The sequence below is a fragment of the Mesorhizobium sp. PUT5 genome, from assembly GCF_052216645.1.
In the GTDB taxonomy this organism is placed as follows: Bacteria; Pseudomonadota; Alphaproteobacteria; order Rhizobiales; family Rhizobiaceae; genus Mesorhizobium.
In genome coordinates this window covers 3,514,933-3,534,090 of sequence record NZ_JBQOSO010000003.1, presented here as the reverse complement: position 1 = coordinate 3,534,090, position 19,158 = coordinate 3,514,933, and the positions used below count along the sequence as shown (strand labels likewise).

22 protein-coding genes are annotated in these 19,158 nt (G+C 65.7%); 6 read left to right on the top strand and 16 right to left on the bottom strand.

What is annotated here, in order from left to right; all coding sequences use genetic code 11:
• Nucleotides 1-93: 93 nt before the first annotated feature.
• The 16 genes from ACTDI4_RS18850 to ACTDI4_RS18775 all read right to left on the bottom strand — a co-directional run bounded on the left by ACTDI4_RS18850 (nucleotide 94) and on the right by ACTDI4_RS18775 (nucleotide 14,087).
• Nucleotides 94-972, bottom strand: a complete 879-nt coding sequence (locus ACTDI4_RS18850; protein ID WP_442842602.1) for a flagellin N-terminal helical domain-containing protein — start codon at nucleotides 970-972, stop codon at nucleotides 94-96.
• A 196-nt stretch (nucleotides 973-1,168) separates the two neighbouring features.
• Nucleotides 1,169-2,041 carry a flagellin N-terminal helical domain-containing protein gene (locus ACTDI4_RS18845; protein ID WP_442842601.1) on the bottom strand — a complete coding sequence of 291 codons (873 nt, stop codon included), beginning with the start codon at nucleotides 2,039-2,041 and terminating at the stop codon, nucleotides 1,169-1,171.
• A 278-nt stretch (nucleotides 2,042-2,319) separates the two neighbouring features.
• On the bottom strand, nucleotides 2,320-3,060 hold the full coding sequence (gene fliP, locus ACTDI4_RS18840; RefSeq protein WP_442842600.1) for a flagellar type III secretion system pore protein FliP: 741 nt from the start codon (nucleotides 3,058-3,060) through the stop codon (nucleotides 2,320-2,322).
• The gene (locus ACTDI4_RS18835) at nucleotides 3,057-3,554 is read right to left on the bottom strand and encodes a flagellar basal body-associated FliL family protein (protein WP_442842599.1); all 498 of its coding nucleotides are present in this window, start codon (nucleotides 3,552-3,554) and stop codon (nucleotides 3,057-3,059) included. The genes fliP and ACTDI4_RS18835 overlap by 4 nt, the downstream gene beginning before the upstream one ends.
• Before the next feature lie 12 nt (nucleotides 3,555-3,566).
• A complete protein-coding gene (flgH, locus tag ACTDI4_RS18830) occupies nucleotides 3,567-4,274 on the bottom strand; it encodes a flagellar basal body L-ring protein FlgH (protein WP_442842598.1) in 708 nt (235 codons plus the stop codon).
• Entirely contained in the window at nucleotides 4,271-4,915 is a 645-nt protein-coding gene (locus ACTDI4_RS18825; RefSeq protein ID WP_442842597.1) for a MotE family protein, read from the bottom strand. Before ACTDI4_RS18825 ends, flgH begins: the two co-directional genes overlap by 4 nt.
• A 10-nt stretch (nucleotides 4,916-4,925) precedes the next feature.
• Nucleotides 4,926-6,170: a flagellar basal body P-ring protein FlgI gene (locus tag ACTDI4_RS18820; protein WP_442842596.1), complete on the bottom strand. Its 1,245-nt coding sequence runs from the start codon at nucleotides 6,168-6,170 to the stop codon at nucleotides 4,926-4,928.
• Nucleotides 6,167-6,640, bottom strand: a complete 474-nt coding sequence (gene flgA, locus ACTDI4_RS18815; protein ID WP_442842595.1) for a flagellar basal body P-ring formation chaperone FlgA — start codon at nucleotides 6,638-6,640, stop codon at nucleotides 6,167-6,169. The genes ACTDI4_RS18820 and flgA overlap by 4 nt, the downstream gene beginning before the upstream one ends.
• A 5-nt stretch (nucleotides 6,641-6,645) precedes the next feature.
• Nucleotides 6,646-7,434, bottom strand: a complete 789-nt coding sequence (gene flgG, locus ACTDI4_RS18810) for a flagellar basal-body rod protein FlgG (protein WP_442842594.1) — start codon at nucleotides 7,432-7,434, stop codon at nucleotides 6,646-6,648.
• An 11-nt stretch (nucleotides 7,435-7,445) separates the two neighbouring features.
• On the bottom strand, nucleotides 7,446-7,769 hold the full coding sequence (locus ACTDI4_RS18805) for a flagellar hook-basal body complex protein FliE (RefSeq protein ID WP_442842593.1): 324 nt from the start codon (nucleotides 7,767-7,769) through the stop codon (nucleotides 7,446-7,448).
• Complete coding sequence (gene flgC, locus ACTDI4_RS18800) at nucleotides 7,766-8,185, bottom strand: flagellar basal body rod protein FlgC (RefSeq protein ID WP_442842592.1); 420 nt, start codon at nucleotides 8,183-8,185, stop codon at nucleotides 7,766-7,768. The genes ACTDI4_RS18805 and flgC overlap by 4 nt, the downstream gene beginning before the upstream one ends.
• A gap of 6 nt (nucleotides 8,186-8,191) precedes the next feature.
• Nucleotides 8,192-8,569, bottom strand: coding sequence for a flagellar basal body rod protein FlgB (gene flgB, locus ACTDI4_RS18795; RefSeq protein WP_442842591.1), 378 nt, complete (start codon nucleotides 8,567-8,569; stop codon nucleotides 8,192-8,194).
• Between the two features lie 165 nt (nucleotides 8,570-8,734).
• Complete coding sequence (locus tag ACTDI4_RS18790) at nucleotides 8,735-9,499, bottom strand: hypothetical protein (protein WP_442842590.1); 765 nt, start codon at nucleotides 9,497-9,499, stop codon at nucleotides 8,735-8,737.
• On the bottom strand, nucleotides 9,480-10,817 hold the full coding sequence (gene fliI / locus ACTDI4_RS18785; protein ID WP_442843401.1) for a flagellar protein export ATPase FliI: 1,338 nt from the start codon (nucleotides 10,815-10,817) through the stop codon (nucleotides 9,480-9,482). Before fliI ends, ACTDI4_RS18790 begins: the two co-directional genes overlap by 20 nt.
• A 107-nt stretch (nucleotides 10,818-10,924) precedes the next feature.
• Nucleotides 10,925-11,647, bottom strand: a complete 723-nt coding sequence (gene flgF, locus ACTDI4_RS18780; protein ID WP_442842589.1) for a flagellar basal-body rod protein FlgF — start codon at nucleotides 11,645-11,647, stop codon at nucleotides 10,925-10,927.
• A gap of 7 nt (nucleotides 11,648-11,654) precedes the next feature.
• Entirely contained in the window at nucleotides 11,655-14,087 is a 2,433-nt protein-coding gene (locus ACTDI4_RS18775) for a DUF1217 domain-containing protein (RefSeq protein WP_442842588.1), read from the bottom strand.
• 145 nt (nucleotides 14,088-14,232) lie between these two features.
• On the opposite strand from ACTDI4_RS18775, the gene motA reads away from it, so the two are divergent.
• The 6 genes from motA to ACTDI4_RS18745 are packed head-to-tail and all read left to right on the top strand — an operon-like array spanning nucleotide 14,233 to nucleotide 19,142.
• Nucleotides 14,233-15,108 (top strand): flagellar motor stator protein MotA, encoded by an 876-nt coding sequence (motA, locus tag ACTDI4_RS18770; protein WP_442842587.1) that lies wholly within the window; start codon nucleotides 14,233-14,235, stop codon nucleotides 15,106-15,108.
• Between the two features lie 53 nt (nucleotides 15,109-15,161).
• Nucleotides 15,162-16,097: a FliM/FliN family flagellar motor switch protein gene (locus ACTDI4_RS18765; protein WP_442842586.1), complete on the top strand. Its 936-nt coding sequence runs from the start codon at nucleotides 15,162-15,164 to the stop codon at nucleotides 16,095-16,097.
• A gap of 29 nt (nucleotides 16,098-16,126) precedes the next feature.
• On the top strand, nucleotides 16,127-16,513 hold the full coding sequence (gene fliN / locus ACTDI4_RS18760) for a flagellar motor switch protein FliN (protein WP_442842585.1): 387 nt from the start codon (nucleotides 16,127-16,129) through the stop codon (nucleotides 16,511-16,513).
• 43 nt (nucleotides 16,514-16,556) lie between these two features.
• A complete protein-coding gene (locus tag ACTDI4_RS18755; RefSeq protein ID WP_442842584.1) occupies nucleotides 16,557-17,588 on the top strand; it encodes a flagellar motor switch protein FliG in 1,032 nt (343 codons plus the stop codon).
• A 25-nt stretch (nucleotides 17,589-17,613) separates the two neighbouring features.
• Nucleotides 17,614-18,687: a flagellar biosynthesis protein FlhB gene (gene flhB, locus ACTDI4_RS18750; RefSeq protein ID WP_442842583.1), complete on the top strand. Its 1,074-nt coding sequence runs from the start codon at nucleotides 17,614-17,616 to the stop codon at nucleotides 18,685-18,687.
• 5 nt (nucleotides 18,688-18,692) lie between these two features.
• Nucleotides 18,693-19,142, top strand: coding sequence for a hypothetical protein (locus ACTDI4_RS18745; protein ID WP_442842582.1), 450 nt, complete (start codon nucleotides 18,693-18,695; stop codon nucleotides 19,140-19,142).
• Nucleotides 19,143-19,158 lie beyond the last annotated feature (16 nt).

Sequence of the window (19,158 nt, the reverse complement as noted above, 5' to 3'; positions counted from 1 at the left end):
CCCTCCGTCAGACTAGTGCGCGAAGCTTGTGCGAAAATGAAATGGGCCGCGCTCGAAGGAGCGCGGCCCATCATTGTCCATGATGCCGTCCGGTCAGTTCCTGAACAGGGCCAGGATATTCTGCGAGTTGGAGTTTGCGATCGACAGCGCCTGGATGCCGAGCTGCTGCTGCACCTGCAGCGCCTGGAGCCTGGTCGATTCCTGGTTCATGTCGGCATCGACGAGCTGGCCCACGCCGCGGTCGATCGCGTCCGTCAGCTTGGAAACGAAATCCTTCTGCATGTCGATGCGGGACTTGGCGGCGCCGAGGGTCGCGGCAGCATCCGCCATCGCGGCGAGGGCTTCTTCGACGTTATCCAGGAAACCCTTGATATCGTCGTCTGTGACCAAGGCTCCGGAAATGTCGATCCCCATCACGTCATCGAGAAGTCCACCTGCTTCGCCGTCCGCGTCGGTCAGCACGACAGTGCTGAGATCGATCGATATGGTGCCGACGGATACGGTCCCGTCTCCGGCGCGGTTGTAGGAGGACACGATCTCCAGCGGATCGGAGGGGCTGTCATTGGCCAAGACGTTGGTTCCGGCATAGTTGGCGCCGGTGGCGATGCCTTTGAGCTGATCCTGCCTGGTAAGGATCTCGGTATGGATCTTGGCTCTATTGTCTTCCGAGGCGCCGAGGGCCGCGAGCAGCTTCTGCTTGATCTCGTCGACCACCTCGATCGCCTTGTTCATGGCGGTGTAGGCGATATCGATCTTGCCGGCGCCGAGGCCGAGCGCGTCCTGAACGGCGGAGAAGGCCTTGTTGTCAGAGCGCATGGTGGTGGCGATAGACCAGTAGGCAGCGTTGTCCATCGCCTCGGCTACGCGATAGCCTGTAGAAATGCGGCCCTGGGTCTGCTCGAGCGCCTTGTTCGTCGCCTTCAGGCTCTGCAAGGCCGTCATCGCAGATGCGTTCGTTAGAATGCTCGACACTGTCCACCCCTCGATCTACGTCTCTCGTCCGCACTGCGCGAAACGATCGGTTAACCATAGCTACGCTTCCATGGTTAATAGACGATTAAATGAGAGTGGTGCGAGGAAAAGCTGACAAAATAAAAATAGCCGCGCTTCGGGCGAAGCGCGGCTTTTTTTGCCTGTAGAGGAGCCGGACGAAGCCGGCTGTCTCGTCTTAACGGAACAGCGACAGGATCGACTGCGAGTTGGAATTCGCAATCGACAGCGCCTGGATGCCGAGCTGCTGCTGCACCTGCAGCGCCTGCAGACGCGTCGATTCCTTGTTCATGTCGGCATCGACGAGCTGGCCCACGCCGCGATCGATAGCGTCGGACAGCTTGGAAACGAAGTCCTTCTGCATGTCCACGCGTGCCTTGGCGGCGCCCAGTGTAGCCGCTGCGTCGGCCATCTGCTTCAGGGCATCTTCGATGGTATCGAGATGTGCCTGGATGCCGTCATTGTCTTCCGTGCCATCGAGTTCGATGGCCATCACGTCCGCGAGGATGCCACCGTCGGTGCCCGTCTCGTCGAGAAGCTGCGTTTTCGAGAGGTCAACCGTGATCGTGTTGACCTTGACGGTGCCATCGGCAGTCCGGTCGTAGGACGAGACGATGTTGAGCTCGGTTTCGGTCTGGTCATTGGCGATCAGGTTGCCGCCGGCGTAGTTGGCGGAGAGGCCGATGCTGGTGAGCTGGCCTTGCAGTTCCTTGATTTCGCCCTGGATCTTGAGCTTGTCGTCTTCAGACGCGCTCATCGCCGTGACCAGCTTCTGCTTGATCTTGTCGACCACATCGATCGCCGAATTGGTGGCGGTGTAAGCGACGTCGAGGCGGCCGGCACCCAGACCAAGAGCGTCCTGAACCGAAGACAGGGCCTTGTTGTCAGAGCGCATGGTGGTGGCGATCGACCAGTAGGCGGAGTTATCCGAAGCTTCGGCAACGCGCAGGCCGGTGGAGATGCGGCCCTGGGTGATCGAAAGGTTCTTGTTGGTGGCGGAGAGGCTCTGGAGAGCGGTCATCGCCGAGGCATTGGTGTTGATCGAAGACATGGATACACGTACCCGTTTTTACACGTACATTTATGGGGAACATGCCGGCTCGGCCGGTATGGCGGTGGGCTTCATGCCAATGATCGCCGAAAAGGATCACCCGCCATCTGAGTGCGACTATGGCCGGGCAGTTCCTGCCAATTCGATAAGCGGTATGGTTAACGAAAAAATAAATTCGGCGATGGGACGCGCGCAGGATGCCCCCTCCCAGGCTCGGGCTTCGCCCAGGCTCGGCGAGGTACGGAGGGGTGTTGGAATGCAGCCGCGACGCGGCCGTGCTAGGTGAAGGAGCGCACCAGCGATCCGACCAGCAGGTTCCAGCCGTCGATCAGCACGAAGAACATGATCTTGAACGGCAGGGAGATCACCGTGGGCGGCAGCATCATCATGCCCATGGCCATGGTGATGGTGGCCACGATCAGGTCGATGACCAGGAAGGGCAGCACGATCAGGAAGCCGATCTCGAAGCCGCGGCGGATCTCCGAGATCATGAAGGCCGGCACCAGGATGCGCAGGTCCACCGTGTCGCGGGCCACCTCCTGGCCGCGCTCGCGCGCCAGATCGGCGAACAGGTCGAAATCCTTGTCGCGGACGTTGTGCAGCATGAAGCTGCGGAACGGGTCGGAAATCTTTTCCAGCGCCTCGGCCTGGCCGATCTGGTTTTCCATCAGGGGCTTCACGCCGGTGTTCCAGGCCTGGTCGAAGGTCGGCGCCATGACGTAGAACGTCATGAACAGCGAAAGCGAGATCAGGATCAGGTTGGCCGGCGTGGATTGCAGGCCGATGCCGGCGCGCAGGATCGAGAACGCGATGACGAAGCGCGTGAAGCTCGTCACCATGATGAGCAGGCCCGGCGCCACCGACAGCACGGTGATGAGGCCGAACATCTGGATGATGGTGGCCACCGTATCGCCGCTCGCCTGGCCGATGCCGCCGAGGTCGAACTGCTGTGCGGATGCGGTCGTCGCGGCGGCCAGCAATACGGCCGTCGCGGCAAGCGGAAGCGTGAGCTTTTTCATTCGAACAGCAATGTCCTGATCAGCACGTCCCGGGCGTGGCCGTCGCTGCGGATCGCCGCGCGCTCCTTGAGGTCGGCCTTGAGATGCTGGAAGCCGCTGGCGCCCTCCACCTGGTGCATCCGGACCGTTCGCAGGAAGGCCAGCATGTCCTGATGAATGGCCTCCACCGTTTCCGGCGGCTGCGGGCCGTCGAAGACGACGGTGGCGTCCATGCGCACCCACACGCTGGCGGGGGCCGCGAGATTGGTGGTGATGGACGGCAGTTCCGCCAGCGTGACGCCGCCTTCGCCGGCCTGCGGGAAGCCGGCGGGCTGGGGCTCGGCCGCCTTGTCGTGGTTCTGGGCTGCTGCGGGCGGCGGCACCTCGGTGCCCTTCAGATAGGAGCCCGCCATCCAGCCTCCGCCCAACGCCGCCGCCGTCATGGCGGCCAGAATGCCGATCTGCACGAGGAGGGGTGGCTGCTTCGGCGCCCTGATCTGCTCGGTGTTCGCCATCTGCGCGCCCGCCTAGAACGGAAGGACCTGGTCGAGAACCTGCTGGCCGTAGCCCGGCTGCTGGATCTCGCTGACGCGGCCGCGCCCGCCATAGGAGATGCGGGCCTCCGCGATGCGCTCGTAGGAAATGGTGTTTTCCGCGCCGATGTCGGACGGGCGCACGATGCCGGCGATGGTGAGCACCCGCAGTTCGGCGTTGACGCGCACCTCCTGCGAGCCGCGGATCATCAGGTTGCCGTTCGGCAGCACGTCGGTGACCACGGCGGCCACGTTGAGCAGGATCGATTCGGAGCGCTCGATGGCGCCGTCGGCCTTGGTCTCGGTCTTGGAATCCAGGTTGCCCTTGGCCGAGCCGCCGGCCTTCCACTTGTCCCAGCCGATATCGGCGCCCAGTCCCAGCGTGCGGGCGGAGGTGCGGCTCCTGTCGTTCTGGTTCTTGAAGCGGGCGCGGTCGTTGATCTTGATGCGCACGGTCAATATGTCGCCGGCCTGCAGCGCGCGCGGATCGGTGAACAGGCGGCTCTGCCGGTCGTCCCACAGCGAGAATTTCTTGACCGGCGCCGACGGCGTTTCCGGATAGCGATAGACGGAGACCGCGCCTTGCTCGATGCCGGCGCCGACCGGCGAAAGCGACGGTTCACGGCCGATCTCCTTGGGGTCGGTGGCGCAACCGGCAAGGGCAGCGGCAGCCGCCAGCAGGATCAGGCTGTTGCGGATCATGACGGGTCCATCCTGCGTGCGGCGCTCGCCATGATGCCGGTCAGCGCGGCGGCGGCCTTCTTGTCCATCTCGTCGAGGATGAGGCTGGCCTTGCGGGCGTCGAGCTTCATCAGGATCGCGGCCGCCAGCTCGGCATGCACGCCGGCCAGGCGCTCGGCGGCGGCATCGGGCTTCATGCCGGCATATATCTTGACCACGCCGTCCTCGGCGCGGGCCAGGAAGACCTCGCGGCGCTTGAGCCATTCCTCATACTCGGCCCGCTTGGCCTCCAGCGTGGCGATGCGCTTGTCCACGTCGGACTGCAACTGCTTCAGCTCCGCCGCCTGGAGCGCATAGCGTCGGTCGCGCGCGGCATCGGCGATATTGGAGCAGAAACGCTCGATCTCGCTTTCCTCGGCGGGCGGCGGCGTGGTTCCGGTCACTTCCTGCGACACAGCGGGTGCCGAAACCGCGGGTGCGGGAATCGCGGGCGCCGTACGCACCAGCTCGGCGGGAGCCGCTGGCGCGCCGGGCAGAACCTGGCGCACCGACGCGGCCGACGCGGGTTCGTTCCCTGCGAGGGCCGGGCCGGCCGCAGCCAGCGCCAGCATGGACAGGGCGACGATGCGGGGGAGACGGCGGGAAAGGGGGCGTGCGGTCATTGCTTGCCTCCTATTGCAGCACGAGGTCGGCCTGAAGCGCGCCGGCCGACTTGATGCCCTGCAGGATGGCGATGATGCCGTCCGGCTTGACGCCGAGGCGGTTCAATCCCGAAACCAGCGTTTCCAGGTCGGGCCCGTCGAGCACGGCCACGCGGGCGTTCGGCTGGGCGATGTCGATGGCCGTGTTGGGCTCCACGGCGGTCACGCCCCGGGAGAAGGGTTCCGGCTGCACCACGCGCGGCGCCTCGGTGATGCGCACGGTGAGTGTTCCGTGGCTGATGGCCACGCGCGAGATCTTGACCTGGTTGCCGATGACGATGGTGCCGGTGCGCTCGTCCACCACCACGCGGGCCGGCATGTCGGCCCCCACCACCAGGTTTTCGATCTCGGCGTAGAAACGCGCCGCCGAGATGCCCTTCGGTTTCTTGATGGAGACCGTGCGGGCGTCGCGCTCGGCCGCCAGGCGGGAGCGGAAGCGCTGGCGCGTATATTCGTTGATGGCGTCGGCGATGCGCACGGCGGTGGAGAAATCGGGATTGCGCAGTTGCAGGGTCAGCACCGACTGGTCGCCGAACTCGGCGGTCACGGCACGCTCGACGATGGCGCCGTTCGGCACGCGGCCGGCGGTCGGCACTCCCTGCGTGACCTGCTCGGCCTGGCCCTGCGCGGTGAAGCCGGAGACGATGACGGCGCCCTGGCCCACCGCGTAGATCTCGCCGTCCGCTGCCTTCAGAGGCGTCATGATCAGCGTGCCGCCCTGGAGCGATGTCGCGTCGCCCATGGACGAGACGGTGACGTCGATGCGTGCGCCGGACTGCACGAAGGGCGGCATGTTGGCGGTGACGATGACGGCGGCGACGTTCTTGGCGCGCGCCCGTCCGCCTTCCGTGGCGATGCCGAGATTTTCCAGCATGGCGCGGATCGACTGTTCGGTGAAGGGCGAGTTGCGCAGCGAATCGCCCGTACCCTGAAGGCCGATGACCAGGCCGTAGCCGACGAGCTGGTTGTCGCGCGCGCTCTGCAACTGCGCCACGTCCTTGATGCGCGAGGCCACCTGTCCGGGCGGCAGCGAACTCGGCCCGCTCGGCACCTCGAACATGCGCCCGGCGGTGGCCGCGTCGTAGGAGGGCTCGTCGAGCACGCCGCCGTTCCTGGCGGCGATCTCCTGCCTGGCCTTGGCCGTCAGGCCGTCGGCGAGGCCGGGCTGGGCGCAAAGCGCAACCGCGAACGCAAGGGAAAGCCGGCGCAGTCTCATGAGGCGCCGATCCGCACGGAGCCGTCGGCCATCACCGTGCCGGTGATGACCTTGCCGCTGTCTGCATTGCGGACCTTGACGAGATCGCCGGCGGCGCCGGGCTGCAGGGTCACGCCGGCGGCCGAAATGGTGAGCGGGCCGGCCTCGAAATAGACCTGCACGGAGGCGCCCTGCTCGACCAGCCAGGCGTCGCGGACAGCGTTGGCGGGGATGTAGCGGCCGGGCAGCAGCGTGCGCCGGGCGACCTTGCCGTCCAGTTCGGCTGCCGCCGTTGCGACGGCGTCCGGCTTGTGGCGGCCGGCTGCGAGCGTTACCTGCTTGAGGGCGGCAAGCCCGATCGTCTCGCCCGGATAGATGACTCGGGCGGGAATGAGCACGACCTCCTGCGCCGCCGCCGGCAGCGTGCCGGCAAGCAGCGCCAGCGAAAGCGCCAGCCGGCGCAGGACGGGAGGGGAGGCGTGCAGGCGCATCTTGCTTACCTGATGTTCTTGGAGACGACGGCGGCCATCTCGTCGGCGGCCTGGATGACCTTGGAGTTCATCTCGTAGGCGCGCTGGGCCGAGATCAGGTCGGTGATCTCCTTGACCGGATCGACGTTGGAGTTTTCCAGATAGCCCTGCTCGATGGTGGCGAAGCCCGGGTCGCCCGGAATGCCGACATTTGCCGGGCCGGAAGCGGGCGTCTCTTGGAAGAGATTGTCGCCCAGCGGCGCCAGGCCGGCCTCGTTGGAGAAGGTGGCGAGCGTGAGCTGGCCCAGTTCCATCAGATCGACCTGGTCGTCCATGCGGGCGAAGACCTGGCCGCTCTTGTTGACGATGACCTCGACGGCGTCGGCCGGCACGGTGATGGCGGGAATGAGGCTCGCGCCGTCCATTGTCACCAGTTGCCCGGTGGCATTGGTGTTGAAGGTTCCCGAACGGCTGTAGAGCGTGCTGCCGTCGGCGGCTTCGACCTGGAACCAGCCCTTGCCGTTCAAGGCCAGGTCGAAGCTGTTGCCGGTGTTGGTCAGGCCGCCCTGGATGTGGACGTTGCGCACGGCGCTGGTCTTGACGCCGAGGCCGATCGAAACGCCTTCGGGTACGACCGAGGCGTTGGCGCGGTTCGGCACGCCCTGCGTGCGGTCGACCTGATAGAGAAGGTCGGAGAATTCGGCGCGGGCGCGCTTGTAGCCGGTGGTGTTGATGTTGGCGATGTTGTTGGCGATGACTTCCAGATTGGTCTGCTGGGCGTTCATGCCGGTGGCGGCTATGGCAAGGGCTTTCACGGGCGCGGCCTTCAGATCTGCATGCGGCTGACGTCGAGCCACGCGCTGACGATCTTGTCGCGGATGGCGATGGTGGTTTGCAGCGCTTGCTGGGCGTCCATCACGGCGTCGACCACCTGGCGGGTGTCGGCGCCGCCGGTCAGCGCCTGCAGCGACATCTTCTCGGCGGTCTCGAGCGTGTCGACGGTCCTGGTCGCGGCCTGGCTCAGCGCTTCCGCGAAGGTGGCGGGAGAGCCGAAGCCTGTCGCGGACGCCGCGCCGCCGGGCGCCAGCTCCGATGCAGGGTCCGACCCTGCCGCAGGTGTCAGTCTGAGTGAGCCGATACTGCCGATCATCCTTGTGTCCTCATCAGATCTATCGTCATGGAAATGAGGTCGCGCGCCTGCTTGATGACCTGAAGATTGGCCTGGTAGGAGCGGTTGGCCTCGTTCATGTCGGCCATCTCGACCAGCACGTTAACATTGGGCATCTTGACGTAGCCGTTCGCGTCGGCGGCCTCGTTGCCGGGCTGGAACTCGACGGGAAAGGCGGACGGATCGCGGTCGATGGAGTTGACCTCCACCAGCGCGCCGCCCGAAGCGCGGTCTAGTTCCGACACGAAGCTGATCGTCTTGCGCCGATACGGATCGGCCTCGGGCGTCGTGCCGGTCGACTGGGCATTGGCCATGTTTTCCGAGACGACGCGCAGCCGCTCCGACTGCGCGTTGAGGCCGGAGGATGCGATCTTGAGGGCAGCGGTCAGCGCGTCCATAGCCGGTTATCCTTTGACCGCGCTGATCATCATGGCGTGGAATGCCTTGACGATGGCCGTGTTCAACTCGAAGGAACGGCGGATCTCGCCGGCCTTCAACAACTCGTTCTCCAGCACGACCGTGTTCTTCGACGGCATGAGCGCGCCGGTGTATTCCTGCGGCTTGGCGACATAGGCGGCCTGGGTGATGCCGCCGAGATGGCCGCTCTGCGTGGCGCTCATGCGCATGGGCGAACGGTCAAGCACCTTTTCGAACGGCTCGACGTCGGTGGCGACGTAGCCGGGTGTGTTGGCGTTGGCGATGTTGCCGGCAACGGCAGACTGGCGCACCGACAGCCATTGCGACTGTTTCGATGCGAGACCGAAAAGGTTGACGGGGTCCATGGCGGCTCTCCGGACAATTCCCGGTCACACTAGGTGGCCAGTCTTGCGCGGGCCTTGCGTGTGCGCGACGCCTTGGAGCAGGTGCGGTTTTGTGAAACGCGCTATCTTCTTGTTTTTATGAGATCCCGGACGGGAACCGGGTTCCCGCCTTTGCTAGAAATTGCTCTATTTCGTCATTTCCAGCACGCTATCCGCGCTCGTCAGCAGCACCCATCTGCCATTGCGCTTCTCGATGGCGCGCACGCGGCTGGCGTCGGGCAGCACCGAGCCCGGCTGCACCACCCACAGGCCGGCGTCGTCCTCGATCATGGCGCGGCCGTTGGCGACATGGACGAGGCGGAAGGCCGGGACCTCGGCGGGGAAGGGCTGCCGGTCGAGGCCGGGCGCGTCCTGGGGACGCATGGGAGTGCTCTGCAGGGTGCCGGTCGCGAAGGGGTCGAGATCCGGCGAAAGCGCCTGTTCGTCAGGCGTGGCGCCACCGCTGTCGAGGCCGTAACCGGCTACCGAGCGGCCCGCATTGCCGCCCTTGCCGCCGAATTTCATGGCCTGGACGCCGAACTGCTCCTGGTTGAAGAAGATGTACCAGGGAAACACCGCGCAGGTCAGGCCCAGCGCCATGCCCAGCGTGGCCATGATGAAATCGCTGCGCCTGTTGCGCTTCTGGCGCTCGACGTCGGGCAGCGGGAGCGCTGGCGTCCGCCCGGCTGCCGCGGGCATGGAAAACAGCTCCTCCAGGGCGTCGTCGGCGCCGCCGGCCTCATCAGGCTTGGCGGGGGCGGGCTTGCGGCGGCGCAGCAGCAGCCGCCCACCTTGCAGCAGGCCGGCGAGCGGAGAGCGGGGGCGGGCCGCCCGCTCGGCCGCCTGCGCCTGGGCAAGCTTTTCGCGGAGCAGGCGCTCGGTCGCCTGCAGCTCAGTTTCCAGCGTCGACATTCTGCTTCACCTTCAGGTGGCGTGCGAGGTCCGCGAACGGGTCGGGCGAAGGGCGGTCCTTCGGCGATTGCGTCAGCGCCTCGTAGATCAGCGGCACCTGGCGCACCGCCATGTCCAGTTCGGCGTCGACGCCGCCCTGGTAGGCGCCCAGCAGGCGGATGTCGCGGGTGTCCTCGAAGCGCGAGATCATGGATTTCAGCCGGGTCACCAGCACTTGCTGCTCCGGGCTCCACGCCTTGCCGGCCAGACGCGATATGGAGGAGAGCGGATTGACCGGCGGGTAGCGGCCCTGTTCGGCGATGGTACGGTCGAGCACGACATGGCCGTCGAGGATGCCGCGCACCGAATCGGCGACGGGGTCGTTGTGGTCGTCGCCATCGACCAGCACCGAGATGATGGCGGTGATGGAGCCGGAGCCTTCCGCGCCCGGTCCGGCGCGCTCCAGAAGCTTGGGCAGGTCGGTGAAGACGGAGGCCGGATAGCCGCGCGCCACCGGCGGCTCGCCCGCGCCCGTGGCGACCTCGCGCAGCGCATGGGCGAAGCGGGTGATGGAATCCAGGACGAGCAGCACGCGGTGGCCCTGGTCGCGGAAATGCTCGGCCACGCGCATGGCCGTATCCGGCGCGCGCCGCCGCATCATGGCGCTCTCGTCGCTGGTGGCGACGACGGCGACCGTCTTGGCCATGCTTGTCGCGCCGATCGTGTCTTCGAGGAATTCGCGCACTTCGCGGCCGCGCTCGCCCACCAGCGCCACCACCACCGTATCGAACGCGTCGGCGGCGGCCAGCATGGCGAGCAGGGTCGACTTGCCCACGCCGGAGCCGGCGAAGACGCCCAGGCGCTGGCCGAAGCAGAGCGGGGTGAAAATGTCGATGACGCGCACGCCGGTCACGAACGGGGTGTCGACACGCTGGCGCGAGAGCGCCGCCGGCGCGGGATCGTGTCCTGCGTCTGCCTGCTGGGGCATGCGCAGGAGCGGGGCGCCGCCGTCGATCGGACGGGCGAGCGCGTCGATGACGCGGCCGCGCCAGGACGGGTGCGGCATCACCGTCAACGGCCCGCGGCGGAAGACGACATCGCCGATGCCAGTGTCCGTGCTGTGCTCGAAGGGCGCGACGACGACCGCGTCGGCGCCGATCCGCACGATCTCGCCGCGCCGCACCGCGCCATGGCCGCGATGCTCGACGAGGTCGCCGAGCCGTGCCACCTCGGACAGGCCGCGCACCTTGTATTGGGTTGCCGAAACCTCGGCGACGCGGCCGCCCCGCTTGAGGGGCGGCTGGCCGGCATGGAAGCGGTGCCACACGCTTTCCAGCATCGCCAGGCGCGACGGTTCCGCGTGGTCCGTGCGACGGATCGGAAGCTGCGGTTCCGGCGGTATGGGGCCGGCGCTCATGTCGGGACCAGTCACTTCGTGGCCGTCCGTCACTTGGAGCCGAGCGTCTTGATGGCGTCGTCGGTGGTGGATTCGGTCTGGCGCATCAGCGCCGCGACATTCTCGAAGGCGCGCTGGACCTGGATCAGCCGCGTCATCTCAAGGACCGGGTTGACGTTGGACTGCTCCAGGAAACCCTGGGAGATGCCGACGTCGATACGGTCGGCGATCGGTTCCGGCTCGCGGTCGGCGAGAATGCCGGAATTGCCGTAGCGCACGAAGTTGGGGCCCGGCTCGAAGCCGAACAGACCGATCGCCCCGACGGGCTGGTCGCCCTGAAGCAGCATTCCGTCGGCGCCGGCCCGCGGCGGGCCGCCCCGGGGATCGAGCTGGATCGGCGCGCCGCCCGCATCGAGCACGGGATGGCCCTCGATGGACAGCAACTGTCCGTTCTCGTCCATCGAGAAGCGCCCGTCGCGCGTCATGACCGTGCCGGCGGGTGTTTCGAGGCCGAACCAGGCGTCGCCCTGGATGGCGAAGTCGAACGGATTGCCGGTCTCGGTCATCGAGCCGTGGGCGGTCGAGAGGAAGCTGTCGCCGGGGGAGGCGAAGGAAACCGCCTTCTGGCCGGTGCCGGAAACCACGTCCTCGAACTTCACGCCGGTGCCGCGGAAGCCGACCGTGGAGGCGTTGGCCACGTTGTCGGCGATGGTGTTGAGGCGCTTTTCCAGCGCGAGCTGGGACGAAAGGGCGACGTAAAGGCTATCCTGCATGAGACCCTCAAATCGGCTTGAGTTGCTGCATGGCCATCAGCAGGTCGGTCGAGACGCCGATCTCGGTCGGCTGCGCGAACAGCACGCTTACCGAGGTCAGCGCGGTGGAGGTCGGGTTCTGGATCTCGTAAAGGGTGGTGAAACGGTTGATGAACTTGCCCAGCTTCTGCGGATCGGCGAAGTCGGCGATGTCCATCCTCTGCTCGAACAGCTTCACCTGCTTGTCGATGTCGGCGGAGGCGAACGACTCCGGCAGGCCGAAAGCGGTGCGCACCACGCTGGCCAGCGCCTTGTCGGCCAGCACCTCGTACCAGTTGGTCAGCGTGGATGCCTTGCGCTGGAAGTAGAGGGCCAGGCGCACGCCTTCGTTGCTCTGGCCGGCATCCTCCTCCAGCGTCTGGCGCATGTATTTGTCGACCACCGGCTGCTGGCTGGGACGGTAGGTCGTGGCGTCCTCGCCATACTGCTCGAAGTTGAAGGCGGCGACGAAGGCCATGTAGTTCTTGTCGCCGAGTTTGTTCACGGGGCTGTCAGGGTCGCGGACGCCGCCCTCCAGCATCAAGCGGATGCGAGCCGGATCTTCGGTTTTCGGGTCGAGCCCGAAGGCGGAGAGCGCGTAGTTCAGCACGCGCTTGTTGGCCATGAGGTCGTCGATGGACGTCATCTTGGCCACGGCTGCCTGATAGTAGTCGCTCTCGGCCTGCACGTAGCTGGCCGGCGGCTTGACCAAGCCGAGCCCGTCCATCGTCGCGTAGCTGGACGGCGTCGCGTCCAGTACCTGGGAACGCGAGGTCGTCTGCGTGCCGTATTGCTGGAAGTCGAAAGCCGCCACGAACGCGAGGTATCTCGGGTCGCCCGACCGGTTGGCCGGGCTCTGCGGATCGGAGACGCCGCCTTCCAGCATCGCCTTCACCTTCGCCGGGTCCTCAGCTGAGGCGTCCAGCCCGAAGGCGGCCATGGCGTAGGTGAGAAGCCTGTCGTCGGACATCAGTCCGCTGGCCGATCGCACCTTTGCGATGTTGGCCCGGAAATAGGCGGTTTCCGGATTGGCGTTCTCGACATGGTAGCGGGGCGTCTGATCGAGCACCTCGGCGCGCGATGTCGTGGCGTCCCCATAGGTGTTGAAGTCGAAGGCGGAGACGAAGGCGGCATAGCGCTTGTCGCTGGACAGGTTCGCGGGGCTGTAAGGGTCGCTGACGCCGCCGGTGAGCATGGTGCGAACACGATCCACCGACACCGTCTTGGCGTCGAGGCCATAGGCGCTCATAGCATAGCTGAGCAGTCGCTTGTCCGACAGCAGGTCGTTCACCGATTTCACCTTGCCGATGTTGGCGCGGAAATAGGCGTTCTCGGGATCGGAACTCTGAAGGTAGAGGGCAGGAACGGCCTGGGTGACGGCGTCGCGCGTGGTCGTGGCGGAGCCGTATTGGGCGAAATCGAAGGCTCGCACGAAAGCGGCATACCGCTTGTCCGAAAGCTGGTTGGCGGGGCTGGCCGGGTCGCTGACCCCGCCGGCCAGCATGGCGCGGACCGTGGCCGACGGCTCGGTTTTGGCATCGAGCCCGAACGCCGCCATCGCGAAGGTGAGCAGGCGCTTGTCGCTCATGAGGTCGCTGATGGAGGTGACCTTGCCGATATTGGCGTTGAAATAGTCGACTTCGGCCTGATCGGCGGCGGACCCGGCGTTGAGCGAGGTCAGGCCCGAGGCGGCGAGATAGGCTTGCGGCGTTTGCGACAGCACGGCGGCGCGCGAGGTGGTCTGGTCGCCGTATTGCGCGAAGTCGAAGGCTGAGACGAAGTTCGCATAGCTCTTGTCGTAGAGCTTGTTCGCGGGGCTTTGCGGATCGCTGACCCCGCCTTCCAGCATCTGGCGGACCGTGTCCGGCGACTCCTTGTCCGCATCGAGCCCGTAGGCGGCCATGGCGTAGGACAGCAGGCGCTTGTCGGCCATCAGGTCGTCGATGGACTTCACATTGCCGATTTTGGCCAGGAAGTTGAAGGTTTCGCCCCGGTCGTAGTTGAGCCCGGTCTGCAGGGCGCCGACTTCAACCTGCAACAAATAGTTGTTGGTCACACCCTGCTGGGCGGGGTTGTAGCTGGTCGCGGCGGCGCCGTAATCGGCGAAATTGAAGGCCCTGACGAATTCGGCATAGCGCTTGTCGGTCAGCTTGTTGGCGAAGCTGTTGGGATCGGAGACGCCTTCCTTGAGCGCCTTTTTCATGAACGCCTTGGCATAGTCCATGTCGCCGAGGCCGAAGGCCTTCATGGCATATTTGAACAGCCGCGTGTCGTTGACGAAGTCGTCGATCGACGTCACCTTCGTGATGTTGTCGAGAAAGTATTTGGTTTCCCGATCCACGAGCGGCTGCTTCTCGATCCTGTTGATCGACTTGTCGATATCCCTCGTTATGAGCTGATAGCTCATGTAGGTACTCAGCATCGCGCGTCTCCGGCCGAAACAATCGCCGCAGAGTAAGCCAAGTTCCTTGCGCGAAACTGAATCGGGGAACATCGCCCTTTCAAGCTTCACGCAAGGCACGCGCGATATTCCGGTCATCCTGACGTGACATGCGGAAGGACCTCAGGTGGGCATTCTGATCGGACTGGTGGTGACGCTCGGCTGCGTCCTTGGCGGCTTCATGGCCATGGGCGGGCATCTGCACGTGCTCGCGCAGCCGTGGGAGGCGGTGGTGATCTGCGGAGCCGCGCTGGGCACGTTCCTGGTGGCCAACCCCATGAAGACGGTGAAGGACACCGGCAGGGGCATTCTCGAGGCGTTCAAGCAGTCGGTGCCGAAGGAGCAGGACTATCTGGAGACGCTGGGGGTTCTGCATGGCCTGATGCGCGAACTGCGCTCCAAATCCCGCAGCGAGGTCGAGACCCATATCGACAATCCGGAGGAGTCGCCGATCTTCCAGGCGTTCCCGACCGTGTTGAAGAACCAGGACCTGACCAATTTCATCTGCGACTACTGCCGCATCATCATCATCGGCAATGCCCGTCCGCACGAGATCGAGGCGCTGATGGACGAAGAGATCCAGACCATCCGCGCCGACAAGCTGAAAGCCTATCACGCGCTGGTGGCGGTGGGCGACGGCCTGCCGGCCCTGGGCATCGTGGCCGCCGTGCTTGGCGTGGTGAAGGCCATGGGCGCGCTCGACCAGTCGCCGGAAATCCTCGGCGGCCTCATCGGCGCGGCGCTGGTCGGAACCTTCCTCGGCATCTTCCTTTCCTACACGGTCGTCGGACCCATCGCCACGAAGATCAAGAGCGTGCGCGACAAGAAGAACCGGCTCTACGTCATCGTGAAGCAGACGCTGCTGGCCTACATGAACGGCTCGCTGCCGCAGGTGGCGATCGAGTTCGGGCGCAAGACCATTTCCGCGCATGATCGCCCCTCCATCGACGCGGTCGAGCAGAGCACGATGAATTTCGGTGGCGCCGAGAAGAAGGCGGCCTAGGGGATGAACGGTAAGGAACAGGATATGGCCAAGGCTGCGGAGCGCACGGCGCCATGACGGGTCCGGGCTCGGCTTCTCCGGCCCGCTCGCCGGTCATCGAGCGCCTGATCGGCGACAGCGCCGAAGCCTCGTTGGTCCTCGGCCGCGCGCGCTCCCTGGCCGAACGCGCCCTTCCGGCGCTGCAGAAACGGCTGGTGGAGGAGATCGCCCCATCGCTGGCGATCGACTTGAAGGCGGTGGAAGTGGACCGCACGAGCGCCGCCCGCGCGCATGTCGGCGAGGTGTTCGCGCTGACGGTGGTGCCGTCTTCCCTTTCGTCGGATGCGCTCACCATGGTGATGGACAGCCAAACCATCGCCGTGGTGGTGTGCGCCATGTTCGGCGGCGATCCGGCCGCTGCCGCAGCCCCCATCGAGCGCGAGCTTTCACCGATCGAGACGGACGTGGCCAGGCTGGTGTTCGAACAGGTCGCCCAGACGCTGAACGGGTCGGGCCAGCGCTCGCTGGACCTGCGCCTGCCGCTGGCCAAGGCGCTTTCAGGCGCGGAGGCCAGGCGACGCCCGCTGCGCGACGGCGCGGCGGTGCGCATCGACTTCGCCGTCTCGACCCAGGCGGACATGGGGGTCGTGTCGGTGCTGGTGCCGCAGCGGGTGCTGATTTCGCTGCGCAGCGATGCGGTCGCGGACGGCGGCCAGGCCGTCACCGGCGCCGACTGGCGCGCGCGCTTTTCCGAAGAGGTCATGCGCTCGACGGTCAGGCTTGAGGCGACCATGCCGCTTGCCCGGCTGAAGCTGGGCGAACTGGCGATGCTGGAGGCCGGGCAGGTGATCGAGATCGAGCCGAAAGCCCGCTCCTGCGCCCGCCTTTCTGCGAAGGACAAGACGTTGTTCATATGCGAGTTCGGCAAACTCGGGCAGAATTACACGGTGCGAATCGACCGTACCTACGATGCCGGCCAGGAACTCATGGACGGATTGCTGCCGGATTGATGCCGGCCGATGACAGTTGGAGACGACGCATGAGCGACAATGAAGACACGCCAGAACCCGAAGCGCCCGACGAGCAGCTCGATCGCGCCATCGAAGAGCTGCGCGGCGTGCTGAAAGACGAGGAAAGGCGCGCAAGCGCCAGCGAGGAGAAGGGTCGCCCGTCTCATTCCGGCGTCATCATGGACATTCCCGTCGACGTGCAGATCGTGCTCGGCAGCGCCGAGATGCCGGTTTCGCAGCTTATGACGCTGGAAAAGGGCTCGACTGTGGCGCTCGACAGACGCATCGGCGAGCCGGTGGACGTGGTGGTCAACGGCCGTCGGATCGCGCGCGGCGAGATCACGGTGCTCGAAAGTGATTCCTCGCGTTTCGGCATCAGGCTGACGGAGATCATCGCTCAGGCGAAGAGCGCCTGAGCATGCCGGCGGCCCATCCATTCGTGCCAGGGAGGACGATGCCTTGACGACGCAGCTTGCGCTGACGCGCGCGCAGAAGGCGGCCGCCATACTGGTCGCCATGGGCAAGCCGTCGGCCAGCCGCCTGCTGAAATTCTTCAAGCAGGAGGAATTGAAGGCGCTGATCGAGGCGGCGCGCCTGCTGCGCACGATTCCGCAGGCCGATCTGGAACGCATCGTGGCCGAATTCGAGGCCGAGTTCACGGAAGGCGCGGGCCTGCTCGACTCGGCCGACAACATGGACGCGCTCCTGAGCGAATCGATGTCGCCGGAAGAGGTCGACGCCATCATGCGGGGCAAGCGGCCCGAGCTGCCGGCCGGCCCGCCGCCTATCTGGCCGGAATTGGAGGCGCTGGACCCCGCGCGGCTCGGCGCCTTCATTGCGGGGGAACATCCGCAGACCTCGGCCATGATCCTGTCGAACCTGGCTTCCCAGGCCACGGCCAAGGTGCTTTTGACGCTGGACAAGGGGCTGCGCAGCGAGATCCTCAAGCGCATGGTCACCTTGGGCGACGTGCCCGAGAAGGCGACCGCGATGGTGGAGAACCAGCTCCGCAGCCGCGTACTCTCCGACAAGTCCACCAAGGACACGACCGCCGGTCAGGCGCGGGTGGCCGACGTGCTCAACGAGATGGACAAGTCCCAGCTCGACGAGACCATGCGCGATCTGGAAGAGGCCGGAACCCCCGACCTCGCCGGGGTTCGCGCCCGCATCTTCAATTTCGAGGACATGCCGCTTCTGGTGCAGAAGGCGCGGGTGCTGGTGTTCGACGGGCTGTCGACGGAAGTGGTGACGCTGGCATTGCGCGGCGCGCCTGCGGACCTGACCGAGGCGGTGCTGTCCTCGATCGGCGCGCGTGCGCGCCGCATGATCGAATCCGAGCTCGCGCAGGCTGCGCAGGGCATCCAGCCGGCCGATATCGTGCAGGCGCGCAAGACGGTCGTCGCCGCCACGATACGCCTGTCGCGGGAGGGCCTGTTCGATCTTCCTGCCGCGCAAGCCGCCGGCGAGGCCAAGGAAGCCGACGCTGCCTGATCCGCTTGCGTAGGGAGGCAGCGCCTTGGCCGAAAACGACGACAAGGAGTCCAAAACCGAGGAAGCCACGGAAAAAAAGATCCGCGACACCATCGAAAAGGGCAAGCTGCCCCATTCGAAGGAAACCGCGATCCTGGCATCCTTCGTCGCCATTCTGGTCTTCACGCTCTTCTATGCCAAGGACGGCATCGTCGGGCTGGGCATGTTCCTGTCGGTGTTCATGGAAAAGCCGGAAGCCTGGCCCATGGATACTGCCGCCGACGTCATCACCATCTACCGGGTCGTGCTTCTGGAGATCGGCCGTGCCGTGGTCGCGCTGCTGGTGCTGCTGGTGGTGGCCGGCATCGGCGCATCGGTCTTCCAGAACGTGCCGCAATTCGTCGGCGAGCGCATCAAGCCGCAATTCTCCCGTATCTCGCTCGCCCAGGGCTGGAAGCGGCTGTTCGGCGCCCAGGGCTTCGTGGAGTTCCTCAAGTCGGTGGCCAAGCTCGGCTTCGCCATCGCCGTGCTGGTGTTCACCCTGGCGGACGACCCGCGCCGGCTGCTGGCCGGGATGATCACCAATCCGTGGGAATTCGGGCTGGTCATCCGTTCGATCGCCGTCGACATCCTGCTGGCGATCGTCTTCGTCATGGGCGCCATCGCCGCCTTCGACCTCGTGTGGTCGCGCTTCCGGTGGAAGTCGGACATGCGCATGACCAAGCAGGAGGTGAAGGACGAACTGAAGCAGTCGGAAGGCGACCCGATCGTGAAGTCGCGCATCCGCTCGGTCGCCCGTGATCGGGCGCGCCGGCGCATGATGACGGCGGTGCCGCGCGCCACGCTCGTCATCGCCAACCCGACCCACTATTCCATCGCGCTCCGATATGTGCGCGAGGAGGACGCGGCCCCCGTCGTTCTGGCCAAGGGACAGGACCTCGTGGCGCTGAAGATTCGCGAGATCGCCGCGGAGCACGGCATCCCGGTCTTCGAGGACGTCGCGCTCGCCCGCTCCATGTACAAGCAAGTTTCAGTTGATAGCGTGATCCCGTCACAATTCTATCAAGCGGTCGCAGAGCTTGTGCGAATCGTCTACTCGAACAAGGCCGAGCGCCGGTAGGTGTCATGGATCGACAGCCGCACGCATTTTCCCGCGAGGTCATCGTTGCCCGGTCCATCGAGCAGGTGGTGGTCGAGCTGCGCCTCATCGATGTCGCCGACTACATCGCCTTCATCCGGCTTGAGCATTTCGCCTGCCTGTCCGACCTGGTCGACTCGGCTTCCGAACTGTTCTTCATGCCGGGCACCTTGCGGCTCGGCCATGGCGGCGAAGCGCATGTGGATTGGAGCGGCAGCCCGCGCATCGTGCTGGACCTGGAATTGAGGCCGCGCGGCGTGACCGTCTATTTCCAGCTCACGCTGACCGAGCACGAAGCAGGCGTGGTGCTGAACTACGTCTCCTTCGAACAGCCGCACGAGGACCCCGCCACCAACACGGACTTCCTTGCCGCCGCGCTTGAGGCGGCCCGCCTGCGCCCGAGCAAGGCCAGTCCTGCCGCCGCTGCGGCGCGGTGACCCGCCTTTCGGGATC